Source organism: Bradyrhizobium sp. PMVTL-01 (assembly GCF_051861855.1).
Taxonomy (GTDB): Bacteria; Pseudomonadota; Alphaproteobacteria; order Rhizobiales; family Xanthobacteraceae; genus Bradyrhizobium.
On record NZ_CP193982.1, the window covers coordinates 940,883 to 953,953 of the forward strand.

Annotated in this window: 15 protein-coding genes; 11 read left to right on the forward strand and 4 right to left on the reverse strand. The window is 64.9% G+C overall.

The annotated features are described in order from the left end of the window. The first annotated feature begins 9 nt into the window (after positions 1-9). From ACRQ5Q_RS04395 to ACRQ5Q_RS04415, 5 genes are all read left to right on the forward strand, one after another. Positions 10-624, forward strand: coding sequence for a nuclear transport factor 2 family protein (locus tag ACRQ5Q_RS04395; RefSeq protein WP_439373021.1), 615 nt, complete (start codon positions 10-12; stop codon positions 622-624). A gap of 251 nt (positions 625-875) precedes the next feature. Continuing rightward, positions 876-1,307 carry a hypothetical protein gene (locus tag ACRQ5Q_RS04400; protein ID WP_439396200.1) on the forward strand — a complete coding sequence of 144 codons (432 nt, stop codon included), beginning with the start codon at positions 876-878 and terminating at the stop codon, positions 1,305-1,307. Between the two features lie 123 nt (positions 1,308-1,430). Then, complete coding sequence (htpG, locus tag ACRQ5Q_RS04405; RefSeq protein ID WP_439396202.1) at positions 1,431-3,305, forward strand: molecular chaperone HtpG; 1,875 nt, start codon at positions 1,431-1,433, stop codon at positions 3,303-3,305. Between the two features lie 168 nt (positions 3,306-3,473). Beyond that, a complete protein-coding gene (locus tag ACRQ5Q_RS04410) occupies positions 3,474-3,755 on the forward strand; it encodes a DUF3551 domain-containing protein (protein ID WP_439371357.1) in 282 nt (93 codons plus the stop codon). Positions 3,756-3,782: 27 nt separating this feature from the next. Further along, entirely contained in the window at positions 3,783-4,052 is a 270-nt protein-coding gene (locus ACRQ5Q_RS04415; protein WP_439371356.1) for a DUF3551 domain-containing protein, read from the forward strand. Positions 4,053-4,177: 125 nt separating this feature from the next. Here ACRQ5Q_RS04415 and ACRQ5Q_RS04420 read toward each other — a convergent pair whose 3' ends face one another. Both ACRQ5Q_RS04420 and ACRQ5Q_RS04425 read right to left on the reverse strand, forming a co-directional pair. Continuing rightward, a complete protein-coding gene (locus tag ACRQ5Q_RS04420; RefSeq protein WP_439371355.1) occupies positions 4,178-4,882 on the reverse strand; it encodes an SGNH/GDSL hydrolase family protein in 705 nt (234 codons plus the stop codon). A gap of 89 nt (positions 4,883-4,971) precedes the next feature. Next, positions 4,972-5,952: a Bug family tripartite tricarboxylate transporter substrate binding protein gene (locus ACRQ5Q_RS04425; RefSeq protein WP_439371354.1), complete on the reverse strand. Its 981-nt coding sequence runs from the start codon at positions 5,950-5,952 to the stop codon at positions 4,972-4,974. A gap of 222 nt (positions 5,953-6,174) precedes the next feature. On the opposite strand from ACRQ5Q_RS04425, the gene ACRQ5Q_RS04430 reads away from it, so the two are divergent. The 5 genes from ACRQ5Q_RS04430 to ACRQ5Q_RS04450 all read left to right on the forward strand — a co-directional run bounded on the left by ACRQ5Q_RS04430 (position 6,175) and on the right by ACRQ5Q_RS04450 (position 10,800). Then, the gene (locus ACRQ5Q_RS04430; RefSeq protein ID WP_439371353.1) at positions 6,175-7,989 is read left to right on the forward strand and encodes a long-chain-acyl-CoA synthetase; all 1,815 of its coding nucleotides are present in this window, start codon (positions 6,175-6,177) and stop codon (positions 7,987-7,989) included. Positions 7,990-8,134: 145 nt separating this feature from the next. After that, positions 8,135-8,380, forward strand: a complete 246-nt coding sequence (locus ACRQ5Q_RS04435) for an acyl carrier protein (RefSeq protein WP_439371352.1) — start codon at positions 8,135-8,137, stop codon at positions 8,378-8,380. Then, positions 8,367-9,749 carry a class I adenylate-forming enzyme family protein gene (locus ACRQ5Q_RS04440; RefSeq protein WP_439396204.1) on the forward strand — a complete coding sequence of 461 codons (1,383 nt, stop codon included), beginning with the start codon at positions 8,367-8,369 and terminating at the stop codon, positions 9,747-9,749. The genes ACRQ5Q_RS04435 and ACRQ5Q_RS04440 overlap by 14 nt, the downstream gene beginning before the upstream one ends. Then, positions 9,742-10,464, forward strand: a complete 723-nt coding sequence (locus ACRQ5Q_RS04445; RefSeq protein ID WP_439396206.1) for an SDR family NAD(P)-dependent oxidoreductase — start codon at positions 9,742-9,744, stop codon at positions 10,462-10,464. The genes ACRQ5Q_RS04440 and ACRQ5Q_RS04445 overlap by 8 nt, the downstream gene beginning before the upstream one ends. A gap of 126 nt (positions 10,465-10,590) precedes the next feature. Continuing rightward, positions 10,591-10,800 (forward strand): hypothetical protein, encoded by a 210-nt coding sequence (locus ACRQ5Q_RS04450; protein ID WP_439371349.1) that lies wholly within the window; start codon positions 10,591-10,593, stop codon positions 10,798-10,800. A 5-nt stretch (positions 10,801-10,805) separates the two neighbouring features. Here ACRQ5Q_RS04450 and ACRQ5Q_RS04455 read toward each other — a convergent pair whose 3' ends face one another. Then, positions 10,806-11,177 carry a hypothetical protein gene (locus ACRQ5Q_RS04455; protein WP_439371348.1) on the reverse strand — a complete coding sequence of 124 codons (372 nt, stop codon included), beginning with the start codon at positions 11,175-11,177 and terminating at the stop codon, positions 10,806-10,808. Between the two features lie 214 nt (positions 11,178-11,391). Between ACRQ5Q_RS04455 and ACRQ5Q_RS04460 the strand changes: the two genes are divergently transcribed. Next, entirely contained in the window at positions 11,392-12,537 is a 1,146-nt protein-coding gene (locus ACRQ5Q_RS04460) for a DUF3095 domain-containing protein (protein ID WP_439396208.1), read from the forward strand. A gap of 7 nt (positions 12,538-12,544) precedes the next feature. Here ACRQ5Q_RS04460 and ACRQ5Q_RS04465 read toward each other — a convergent pair whose 3' ends face one another. After that, complete coding sequence (locus tag ACRQ5Q_RS04465; protein ID WP_439396210.1) at positions 12,545-12,979, reverse strand: DUF2147 domain-containing protein; 435 nt, start codon at positions 12,977-12,979, stop codon at positions 12,545-12,547. Between the last annotated feature and the right edge of the window lie 92 nt (positions 12,980-13,071).

Sequence of the window (13,071 nt, forward strand, 5' to 3'; positions counted from 1 at the left end):
GGCCGTACCATGGACCAGCAGCTGCTCGATCGTCTCGCCATCCGCGATCTCGTCGAGAACTGGGCGGTGTGGCGCGATGCCGGGGACTGGGACCGCTTTGCCACGGTCTGGCACGAGGAGGGCTGGATGTCCGCTACCTGGTTTCAGGGGCCGGCGCGAGACTTCATCCGCGTCAGCCAGGAGGGGTTCGCCAGGGGCGTCCGCATCCTGCACTTCCTCGGCGGCACAAGCATCGATCTGTCCGGTGACCGCGCCATCGCCCAGACCAAGATGACGATCTCGCAGCGCGCACCCGTGCACGACGTGCTCTGCGACGTCGTCTGTACCGGGCGCTTCTACGATTTCCTGGAGAAGCGGCCAGACCAATCAGGCGTTGGCAAATGGGGCATCGTCCGCCGCCAGCCGATCTACGAGAAGGACCGGATCGACCCGGTCGATCCGGCCGCGACGCTTCAGCTCGACCAAAAAGCGCTCGCCGCGCTGCCCGAAGGCTACCGCCACCTCGCCTACATGCAGGAGCTGATCGGCTACAAGGTCAAGCGCGACATGCCGGGCCTCACCGGTGCCGAGGTCGAGGAGCTCTATGGCGAGGGGCGGGACTGGCTGGCGGGGAAAGCGAAGTGAGCCGCAGAAAAAAGTAAGGCGCGACTGGCATCACCACAGTCGCGCCCTACGTCGCCGGCTTATGGGGCAGGGGGGAATAGCCGGCTGCAGAGACGACTCCTGACCGCCGGAGTCGTTCCAGACTATTGCGGATTTTTTTGCATGGGCCCCCGAGCTTTTCGCACACGGTTAAGTGATCGTGACCGTCGAGAACCCCCGGTCCTTGGCTTGCGTTCTTCCCTTGATCGCCATGGGGCGAGGGATTGACAGCCATGTCACAGTTTCAAAAGTCACAGTTTCAAAAGGTATTTTTGAGCGCCGCCGCGATTGCCGCAACGCTTGGCGCCGTGCAGTTCGCCTCCGGTCACGATCTGGCCGACCGCTGGCAGGCGGTCGCCGACAAGTCTGACAAGCCGAGCCACAACGTCAATCGGGCCGGCAAGACCGACCGGCTCGGCGACATCAAGCAGGCAGCGGTTGCCACCCGCACCGTGTCGATGCGGCTGAACGACCTGGCCGATACCTCGGTGCTGCTGCGGGTCCCGGCGGTGATCGAGACCGGCAACGCCAAGCCGCCGGCGTTGCTGAACCAGGACCAGAAGAAGCAGGGCCGCAGCAACAAGCCGACGATTGCCTGCGAGCCGATGGTCAGCTCCCTGACCGAGGTCGCCAAGCTTCTCCAGCCCGGCCGCTGCGTGACCTGATCGCCCATCGTCCATGGGCAGCGTCGCTTCCGCCGCCGGCGGGGGGTAACCGCTTCACGTCCTCTTGATCCGCCCTCTCATCGCGCTATATCCGGGCTTTCCTTTGATTGACCGGGTAAACGCATGACGACGTCAGATACGGCTGTGCACACGCAGCCATTCCAGGCCGAGGTTTCCGAGCTTCTGCACCTCATGGTGCATTCCGTCTATTCGGAGACCGACATCTTCCTGCGCGAGCTCGTCTCCAACGCCTCGGATGCCTGCGACAAGCTGCGCTACGAGGCGATCGCCAGCCCGGCGCTGCTGGGCGAGGGCGACGCGCTCAAGATCCGCATCATCCCGAACAAGGCGGCCGGAACGCTCACGATCGCCGACAACGGCATCGGCATGGAGCGGCAGGAGCTGATCGACCATCTCGGCACCATCGCCCGTTCCGGCACCAAGGCCTTCGTGTCGAAGCTGAAGGAGGCCAAGGACGGTCTCGGCCTGATTGGCCAGTTCGGCGTCGGCTTCTATTCCGCTTTCATGGTCGCCGACAGGATCCTCGTCATCAGCCGCCGCGCGGGCGAGAGCGACGTCTGGACCTGGACGTCGTCCGGCGGCTCCGGCTTCGAGATCGCACGCGCCAGCGAGGAGGACGCCGCGCGCGTCGTGCGCGGCACCGAGATCGTCCTGCACCTCAAGGACGACGCCAAGAAATACCTGCAGACCTACGAGATCGAGCGCATCGTCGGCGCCTATTCCGACAACATCCTCTTCCCCATCGAGCTGGTCCCCGAAGAGGGCGAGCCGCGGCAGATCAACTCGGCGAGCGCGCTGTGGCAGCGCGCGAAATCCGAGCTCACGGCGGAGGATTACAAGAAGGCCTATCAGCAGATCGCCTCGGCCTTCGACGATCCCGCGATGACGCTGCACTACCGTGCCGAGGGCCGCTACTCCTACGCGGTGCTGTTGTTTGCGCCGTCGACGAAGCCGTTCGACCTGTTCGAGCCGAACCGCAAGGGCCGCGTCAAGCTCTATGTCCGCCGCGTCTTCATCACCGATGATGCCGATCTCTTGCCGGGGTACCTGCGCTTCATCCGTGGCGTCGTCGATAGCGAGGATCTGCCGCTCAACATCTCGCGCGAGATGCTCCAGAACAATCCGCAGCTGGCGCAGATCCGCAAAGCCGTGGCGACCCGCGTCGTGTCCGAGCTGGAACGCCTCGCCGACAAGGATGCCGAGAACTTCGCCAAGATCTGGGACGCCTTCGGCGCGGTGATGAAGGAAGGCATCTACGAGGATTTCGAGCGTCGCGAAAAGCTGCTGGCGCTGTCGCGCTTCACCACCACGTCGGGCGAGAAGCGGTCGCTGAAACAGGTCGTCGCCGATTTCAAGCCGAACCAGACCGAGATCTATTACCTCGTCGGCGACAGCATCGAGCGCCTCAAGTCCAACCCACGGCTCGAGGCCGCGACCGCCCGCGGCATCGAGGTGCTGCTGCTGTCGGATCCCGTCGACGCCTTCTGGACTTCGATGCCGACCGAGTTCGAGGGCAAGCCGCTGAAGTCGCTGAGCCAGGGCGATCTCAATCTCGACCTGATCCCGCGCCTCGACGACAAGGACGAGGCGAAGAAGGACGAGCCCGTTGCCGATGAAGCGGCCACCATCGCCGTGATCAAGGCCGCGCTCGGCGAGCGCGTCAGCGACGTCAAGGCTTCGACGCGCCTCACCAGCTCGGCCTCCTGCCTCGTCGCGGACAGCCAGGGCCCGAGCCGCGAGCTCGAGCGCATCCTGTCGCAGCAGAACCGCGGCATGCGCACCAAGCCGGTGCTCGAGATCAATCTGTGCCATCCGATGGTGGGCGCGATCACCAGGGCCCAGGCCGGCTCCAAAGTCGTCGACGATCTCAGCCTGCTGCTGCTCGAGCAGGCGCAGATCCTGGACGGCGAGTTGCCGGAAGACCCCGCGGCGTTTGCGGCGAGGCTGAACCGGCTGGTGCTGCGGGGGCTCGGCTAGCTTCGCGCGGCTTCGTTGGTCGTCATGGCAGGGCCCGGCCATGACGGCGGCGTCGCGAGAGGCCCTGCCGGCATATGCCCCCAGGAACAGTCGCCTCCGGCGCGGTGTTATGCCATAGGAGGCCGCCGGCATCGGATCTGCCGACGCCACCGATTCGAGGATGTCTCCATGCGTTTGCCGCTCCTGACCCTTACCGCGATTGCCACGCTGTTTGCTGCGGCGGAGGCCGCCGCGCAGACCTATGATCCGCGCTATCCGGTGTGCATGCACGTCTACATGCCGGGCGGCTTCGGCGGTGGCGGCGGCGATTATTTCGATTGCTCCTTCACCTCGCTGCCGCAGTGCCGCGCTACGGCGTCGGGCCGCTCCGCGACATGCGACCTCAATCCCTATTACGCCTTCGACGAACCGCCGCCGCCTCCGCGCAGGCGTCACAAGAAGGTGTACTGAGCAATCCGGAGCGCAGGAGCGTTCTTCATGCGTGTCTCGTTCGGCCAGGTCTTGATCGTCGGTGCAGTGCTCGCAGCCGCGCCGTCGCACGCGCAGACTTTTGACCCACGTTTTCCCGTCTGCATGCACGTCTATTCAGGCGCGAACAGCGGCGGCGGGGAATGGTACGATTGCTCCTTCGCATCGCTGTCGCAGTGCCGCGGCACGGCCGCGGGCCGTGCCGCCACCTGCGATCTCAATCCGCTTTATCCGCTCAACGCACCGCCGCCGCGTCCGCGCCGCTGGAGAAGCGGCTGAAGCATGATCCGGAAAAGTGCGAAGCGGTTTTCCGGAAAGATCATGGGCAAACAATAATCTGAAGCGCGATGACGATTCACCCAAATCTCATCGCGCTTTAGCGCTTCCTTTTTGCGGATCGCGCTTCAGGTGCCGTGAGGCGCCTTGCTGGTCGCGGCGGCGATCGCGTCGGCCAATTGCCAGGTCATCTTGTCCGTGGTCCAGTCGCTGGCGTGCAGCCTGGTATCATCGCCCGGGTCCACCAGGCGGTCGAACGAGATCTGCGCGACCTCGTACCAGGCCTTCATCAGCGCGAAGCGGCGGAAGGCGTTGACGCCCTTCTCATGCGCGATCCGGCCGATCGCCTCGACCATGGCCTCCGCCTTCTCGCGCTTGGCCGGTGTCAGCACTGCAGGCACATATTGCAGGTCCATCAGGATCACGTCCATCCGCGCGGCACCGAGCAATTGGTCGACACCGTCACGGATGGCCCTCGTGGTGTCCGCGAACGAGGGACCGTCGGCTTGCCACACCGAATTGGTGCCGACCTGCCAGATGACGAGATCGGGACTCAGGTCGAAGACGTCGTGATTGAACCGCTTCAACTCCAAAGGCGCGTCTTCGCCGCCGACGCCGCGATTGATCACCTCGATTGCGACATTTGGAAACTTGATCCGGAGGGCCGCAAGCAGCCGCTGCGGATAGGGAGCGATACCGCCTTCGCCCGCCGTGGTCGACGAGCCGATCGCGATCACCCTGGCCTGCCCACCATTCACGCGGGCGGCGAAATTCGTCAGTGGCTGCTCGAACGGCGCGGCCTGGACGGGAAATTCCGAGGGATCGAGAGCCACGGGTCGCCTCCCTTCAAACTTCGACAACGCAGAGTAGCAAAGAATAACCCGTTTGCCCGGGATCGCCTAGCCGCGGCGAGGCTGGGTCATTATTCCTTCCTGATTCCCGACAACTCGACCACCTTGCGCCAGCGCTCGGTCTCCGCCGTCAGCATGCCGCCGAACGCGCCGGCGTTGCCGTGCAGCGGGATCGCGCCGAGTTCGGCGACGCGGGCCTTGATCTCGGCGTCGGACAGGGCGGTGTCGATCTCGCCATTGAGAAGGTCGACGATTTCGAGCGGTGTGTCGTGGGGCGCACCGACGCCGTAGAACGAGCTCGTCTCATAGCCGGCAAGCGTGTCCGCGATCGGCGGCACGTCGGGGAGGATCTCCGAGCGCTCACGCGTGGTGACGCCGAGCGCCCGCAGCTTGCCCGCGCGCACCAGCTCGAAGGACGAGGTGACGTTGTCGAACATTCCGTGGATCTGGCCGCTCATCACGTCGGTCAGGCCCGGCGCCGACCCGCGATAGGGCACATGGGTGAACTGCACGCCCGCGAGCGACTTGAACAACTCGCCGGACAGATGCAGCGAGGTGCCGATGCCGGAGGAGGCGATCGACATCTTGCCCGGATTGGCTTTGGCGTAGGCGATGAAGTCGGCAATGCTCTTCACCGGCAGATCGTTGTTGACGACCAGCACCAGCGGGATCCGCGCGAGGCCTGCCACCGGCGCGATGCCCTTGGCGAAATCATACGGCAGCGCCGGATCGAACGAGGCATTGATCGCGTTCGCGGTCGAGGTCAGCAGCAGCGTGTACCCGTCGGGGGCCGAGGCGATCACGGCCTGCGTCCCGATATTGCTGCCGGCGCCGGGCTTGTTCTCGACTACAAAAGTCTGGCCGAGCCGTTCGGACAGGCGCTGGCAGACCAGCCGCGACAGCACGTCCGTCGCGCCGCCCGGCGCATAGGGCACCACCCATTTCACGCTGCGCGAGGGATAAGAGGGGTTGCCGAGCGCAAACGCACGCGGCGCGACGAGCGTGGCTGCGGCAAAGGCAGAGGTTGGAAGGAAATGTCGTCTGGTGATCATGATCTGCATCCCCGCTCTCGCTGCACCTCTCCCACAAGGGGAGAGGGAGCTTCCGTACGTGATGAGATATTGCAAAGGTCGTGCGCTCGCACGCCGTTCTCGCCGGCTTGGTAAAGGATGACTAGAGTTAATCGCGCACTAACCGGCTTTTACCTTGTCTCTTAACACCTGGGCAGGGCGCGCCAGCTAAGCTGCCCAAACGAGCAGACACGTTCCGAAAGAATGAATGGCATGACCACCGGCGTCATCGAGCAAGCGAAAGCCGTGCGCGCGCCCTCGGCATCCAGGATCTGGCTGAAGGCCATCGAGCTCACGGCGCGGATCGAGACGCTTCCGGGCCGGCTGTTTGCCGATGTCGTCGACGATTGGGCGCGGCGTCAGCCTGACTGCATCGCGCTGGTTACGGATGACGCAAGCCTCGATTATGAGAGCCTGTCGAACCGGATCAACCGCTATGCGCGCTGGACGCGCTCCGTCGGCGTGGCCAAGGGCGACACCGTCGCACTGATCATGCCGAACGGCATCGACTATGTCGCGGCGTGGCTCGGCATCAGCCGCGTTGGCGGCGTGGTCGCGCTGATCAATACAAAACTGGTCGGCCAATCGCTCGCGCATTGCCTCGATGTCGCAAGGCCCCTGCACATCATCGTCGCGCGCGATCTGACGCCGACGCTGGAGAGCGCGAAGCCGCATCTGAAGACGAATGCGAAGATCTGGACCCATGGCGATGCCCGCAGCGAGCGCGCCATCGATGTCGCGCTTGCCGCGCTCGCCGACGGTCCGCTTCTGGCGGAGGAGCATGGCGGCGTCACCATCGATGACCGCGCGCTGCTGATCTACACCTCCGGCACCACCGGCCTGCCCAAGGCGGCCAGCATCAGCCATCGCCGCATCCTCAATTGGGGTTTCTGGTTCGCCGGTCTTACCGGCGCCACGCCGCAGGACCGCCTCTACGACTGCCTGCCGCTGTTTCACTCGGTCGGCGGCATCGTCGCGCCCTGCAGCATGCTCGCTGCCGGCGGCTCGGTGGTGATCGCCGAAAAATTTTCGGCCTCGAATTTCTGGCTGGACATCGTGCGGCACGACTGCACGCTGTTCCAGTATATCGGCGAGCTCTGCCGCTATCTGCTCAAGGCGCCGCCGTCGGAATACGAGAACCGGCACCGGCTGCGGCTCGTCTGCGGCAACGGCCTGCGCGGCGACATCTGGGAAGATTTTCGGGCGCGTTTCGCCATTCCCCGCATCCTCGAATTCTATGCGGCGACCGAGGGCAATTTCTCGCTGTTCAACGTCGAGGGCCAGGCCGGTGCGATCGGCCGCATTCCGCCGCTGCTTGCGCATCGCTTTCCGGCCAGCCTCGTCAAGCTCGATCCCGACAGCGGCGCGCCGCTGCGTAATGAAGACGGCTTCTGCCTCGCCTGCGCCCGTGGCGAGGCAGGCGAAGCCATCGGCCGCATCGGCACCGCGGATCAGGGCGGCGGCCGCTTCGAGGGTTACACCGATGCCGGTGAGACCGAGAAGAAGATTTTGCGCGACGTCTTCGCCAAGGGCGATGCCTGGTTCCGCACCGGCGATCTGATGCGGCTCGACGACAAGGGCTTCTTCCATTTCGTCGATCGCATCGGCGACACCTTCCGCTGGAAGGGCGAGAACGTCGCGACCTCGGAGGTGAACGATGCCGTGCGCGATTTCACCGGCGTGGCCGATGCCACCACCTACGGCGTCCGTGTCCCCGGTACCGACGGCCGCGCCGGCATGAGCGCGATCGTCGTGAACGAGGGCTTCGACATCGCCGCACTGCCTGCCCATCTCGCCCAGCGCCTGCCAACTTACGCCCGTCCGGTCTTCATCCGCATCTCGTGCGAGCTCGAAGCCACCGAAACCTTCAAGCAGAAGAAGGGTGAGCTCGCCCGCGAGGGCTTCGACCCGGGCGCGATCTCCGATCCACTGTTCATGCTCGAGCCGAAATCCGGTGCCTACGTCGCGCTGGACGGGGAGGCGTATGCGGCAATCTCGGAGGGCGCAATCCGGCTGTAGCGCAACCAAAATCGGGAGATAGGTCCAATTTTATCTGAATTGTCCAAGAAGCCATTTACTTCTGTCGGGTAAACAGACGGCCATGGGGAGGCGGTGATCAAGAGCCGCCGCAACACGGACGAGCCATAACAAAAGCGAGCCAGCCATGTCGGTAAAGTCCAAGGTCATTGAGGCGATCCAGCAGATCGCCAAGGAGCAGCACGTCACGCTTCCCGCGCTCTCGGACGATCTGTCCCTGCACGAGACGGGTTTCGACTCGCTCGCCTTCGCCATCCTGGTCGCGCGTCTCGAGGACGAGATCGGCGTCGACCCCTTCACCATTTCCGAGGACGCAGCGTTCCCCGCCACGGTGGGCGATTTCGTGCGGGCCTACGAAAATGTCCCCGCGTGAGATCTTCGCGCTCCGCGACCATCTCGACGCGGAGCTGAAGGACCGCACCATCTCCGATGCGCACGATGTCGTGTCGCTGACCGACATCCTGTCGCACACGGTTCTCGGCGGCCGCCTGCACGAATTGTCGGGCCGCGCCGTGCTGCTCAAGCTGTCCGACCAGCTCCGGTCGGGCCTTGCCATGATCGAGCTCGACGGTATTGCCAGCCGCATGCTGCTCTGTCCGCCCGATCTCAATCCGTCGTATCTCGAAGCGCTGATCGCCGATGCCGGGATCGATGCCGTCGTCACCGACGAGCCCGATCGCTGGGCCGAGACCGGCGTGCCGCTGGTCATCACCGCACAATTGCCGATTCAAGCCACTACGCCCGCGCAGACGGAGCGTGCCACCGAATGGCTGATGCTCACCTCCGGCACGTCAGGCGTGCCGAAGATCGCGGGCCATACGCTGGAAGCGCTGACCGGCGCCATCGTCGCCGAAGGCCCCGCGCGCAGACCTGCGCCGGTTTGGGCCACGTTCTACGACATCCGCCGCTATGGCGGCCTACAAATCTTCCTCCGCGCCGTCCTCTCCGGCGGCTCCTTGGTGCTGTCCGATCCGCATGAGGCGCTCGCCGATCATATCGCGCGGCTGAATGCGCGCGGCGTCTCGCACATCTCGGGGACCCCGTCGCATTGGCGCAAGCTCCTGATGAGCGGTTCGGCTGCGCAATTTGCCCCGCGCTACGTTCGTCTGTCCGGCGAGATCGCGGATCAGGCCGTGCTCGACGGCTTGAAGGCTACGTTCCCGGATGCCTCCGTCGGCCACGCCTATGCTTCGACCGAGGCCGGCGTCGGCTTCGCCGTCAATGACGGGCTCGAAGGCTTTCCGGCCAATTATCTCGGCACGCGCAATGGCGTCGAGATGAAGGTCGTGGACGGCTCGCTGCGCCTCCGCTCGACCCGCACGGCGCATGCATACATCGGCCGCAATACCGCCCTGCTCACCGATTCCGACGGGTTCGTCGACAGCGGCGACATTGTCGAGCTGCGCGGCGACCGCTATTATTTTGTCGGCCGACGCGGCGGCATCATCAATATCGGCGGACTGAAGGTCCACCCCGAGGAGATCGAAGCGGTGATCAATCGTCATCCTGATGTGCGGATGTCCCGGGCGAAATCGCGCAAGAGCCCGATTACCGGCGGCATCGTCGTCGCCGACGTGATCCTCGCTGAGGGCACCGATCAGGCGCGGGTGAAGGAGATCCGCGATCAGATCCTGGAGCAGTGCCGCGCCCAGCTTGCGTCCCACAAGGTGCCGGCGGTGATCCGCTTCGTCGAGGCGCTCGACGTCACCCCGGCCGGAAAACTGGCGCGCACCGATGCATAATGTTCTCGTCACCGGCGGCAGCCGCGGCATCGGGCTCGCGATCGGCAGGCGCCTGGTCGGCGCCGGCTTCAACGTGATCGCGGCCGCGCGGCGCGAGAGCGACGAGCTCAAGGCTGCGATTGCCGAATCCGACGGCCACCTGCATTTCCGCGCCTGCGATCTCGCCGTGATCGACGCGATCCCGGCTTTCGCAAAGCTCGTGCGCGATGAATTCGGTCCGATCTACGGTCTCGTCAACAATGCCGGCCTTGGCACCGAAGGCCTGCTCGCCACCATGCACAATTCCGAGATCGAGGCGCTGGTGCAGCTCAACGTGCTGTCGCCGATCATCCTGACCAAATATGTAGTGCGCCAGATGATGGCTGATGGCGCCGGTCGCATCATCAATATCTCTTCGATCATCGCGACCACCGGCTATAACGGCCTCTCCGTCTATGGGGCGACCAAGGCGGCCGCGACCGGCTTCACCCGTTCGCTCGCACGCGAGGTCGGCAGGCTCGGCATCACCGTGAATGCGATCGCGCCCGGTTTCATCGACACCGAGCTGACACACAATCTCTCGGACGAAGGCCGCAAGCGCATCGCCGGCCGCAGTGCGCTGCGCCGTCTGCCGCAGACGGAAGACGTCGCGCGTATGGTCGAATACCTGCTCGGCGAGGGCGGCCGCAATGTCACCGGTACCGTGTTCACGATCGATGCGGGCAACACGGCGTAATGGGAACCGGGCTGCCATAATTGAGTTGATCCGGCGCAATGACAGCAAGCCGGATTTGGTCGTAAGATGCCTCGCAATCGATTGGGTTACGTCAATCGATCTGCCCTAACCGCAGGGGAGCAGTCGATGGCCATTTCAAACATGACCGCTTCAAGTCAGGCTCCGACCGAGCCATCGTGCACGAAGCCGGATGACATCCGCTGTCCGCCGATGTCGCATCAGAATTCCGGCGATCATGGCTACGAAATGTACCCGCAGCAATTCGTGCGTCTGGTCGGTTGCCACGACGTGCCTGCATCCACGCTGCGCAAGCGCCAGGACGAGAAGGTGCACTAAACGCTTCAGGTCCGATGCTGCCTTGGCAGGTCAATCCGCTCGTGTGAGAATTCCGGCGGCCCCTCGGTGAGGCGGCGGATGCGGCGCTCGCGTTCGTCGTCGGGCAATGCCGGATCGAGCAGGCGCGCGATCTCGTGCACCGCCAGCTCCTCGATCCGGGTGGCCTCCGATGCGACCGAGTGTGCTGATGCCGGCGCGGCGGGCGCGATCTTAAGGCCGAGCTCGACCAGCTTGCAGATGGCATCCGAGCGCGACAGTTGATGCGCCTCGGCCCAGGCATCGACGGCGGCGGTGAGCATCTCCGGCATTTTCACCGCACTGATTGCGTCGAGCCCCGTGCGCCGACGTACCGGATCCTTGCTGCCGAAATCGGACACCCTGATCGTCCCCGCGCGCGACCGTTACAGATGGATCGACCGTAAACGTCATTTACGGACGGCTGTTTGATGCCGATCAATGACGAACTGCGGCATTGCGGCGCGGAGCGGCTTGTTGTCCGGCTCCATTTCGGCCAATGATCGGGAAGCGAACCCCGATCGACCCTGCCACGTATCTGATTTCGGACGCGTCCCAACCATCCGGCATCACCCGATGACATCAGGCGATTCCTTCTACGGCGGCATTCCCGTTTTCCGCGGCTTCACCAGCCTGATGGATCCCGCGCTCTACGTGCCGCTGCCGGACGATTGGAGCATCGGTGTCGCCGACATCGTCGATTCCACAAAGGCGATCGCGGCGCAGCGCTACAAGGCGGTCAACATGGCCGGCGCGGCCGTGATCGCGGCGGTGACCAATGCGCTGGAGGGGCGGGAATTTCCGTTCGTATTCGGCGGCGACGGCGCGAGCTTTGCGGTCGCGCCTTCGGATCTCGATGCTGCGCGCGAGGCGCTGGCCGCCACCGCAACCTGGGTGCGGGAGGGTCTCGATCTGAAGATGCGCATCGCGCTGGTGCCGGTGAGCGCCATCCGGACGCAGGGGTTCGACGTGCGCGTCGCGCGTTTCGGCCCGTCGCCGAACCTGTCCTATGCGATGTTCTCCGGCGGCGGGCTCGCCTGGGCCGATGCCGCGATGAAGCGCGGCGAGTTCGCCGTGACGGAAGCGCCCTCAGGCACGCAGCCGGATCTCTCGGGTCTCTCCTGCCGGTTCGAGGTGATGCCGTCCGCGCGCGGCCTGATCCTGTCGGTGCTGGTGATGCCCGCGCGCGACGCCGATCCGCATGCCTTCCGCAAGGTGATCGAGGACATCATCCATCTCGTCGAGCGCAGCCCGGAGGGCGGCCGCCCGGTGCCGCCGCAGGGGCCGCCGCTGAAATGGCCGCCGCAGGGGCTGGACTTTGAGGCGCGCACCAAACGTGGCGGTCCGCTGCTCGCGCGCAGAGCCAGCGTGCTGGCCTATACGCTGTTCGCCTATCTGATCATGCGCTTCGACATCAGGATCGGCGGTTTCGTGCCCAGCCTCTACAAACGGCAGGTCGTCGATAACTCTGACTTCCGCAAATATGATGATGGCCTGCGCATGATTCTCGACTGCACGCCGCAGCTCGAGCGCGCGCTGAGCGATCGTCTCGCGGCCGCCGCGCGCGACGGCATCGTGCGCTACGGCCTTTATCGGCAGGATGCCGCGATGATGACCTGCTTCACGCCGTCCGCGCTGCGCAGCGACCACGTCCATTTCATCGACGGCGCGCGGGGAGGTTACGCCTCGGCGGCGACGGCGCTGAAGGCGATGAGGGCGTGAGGCCGGACTACCGCCCCGCCCGCGTCCAGGTCTCGCCGCCGCAAAGTGCGCCGACGCAGCCTTCGACCCGCAGCGAATCCGCGCCCGTCACCGTGACGCTGCTGGCATAGGTGCTGCCGTCATCGGCATTGTAGATCTGGCCGGACCATTTGTTCGGACCTGAGGGCTGCATGGCGCTGAACAGCGGCAGGCCGATCATCGGGCGCTTGGCGAGCGCGGGATTGGGGTTCTTGCTGTCGGTTGCGGGCTGGCCGGTCGCGGTGTCCATGGGCTCGCGTAGCCAGACGATGTGGCCGCAGATGCCGCCCCCGCACTTGCTGATCCTGACGCGGGCATCGCCGGCCTGGGTGAGCCAGATCCCGTCGGCGCTCTGCGCGTGCGCGGCTGTCGCGCCAAGCAGCGCAGTCAGGATGACGGAGAGGATGGCGAATCTGCTGAACATGGAGCGGTCCTGAAAAATGGAGGCGCCTCCATAGCAGTCCGACCGGATAGTGCAACGCCTGATTGAATCACTTTCCTGCGCGTGATTTGCCT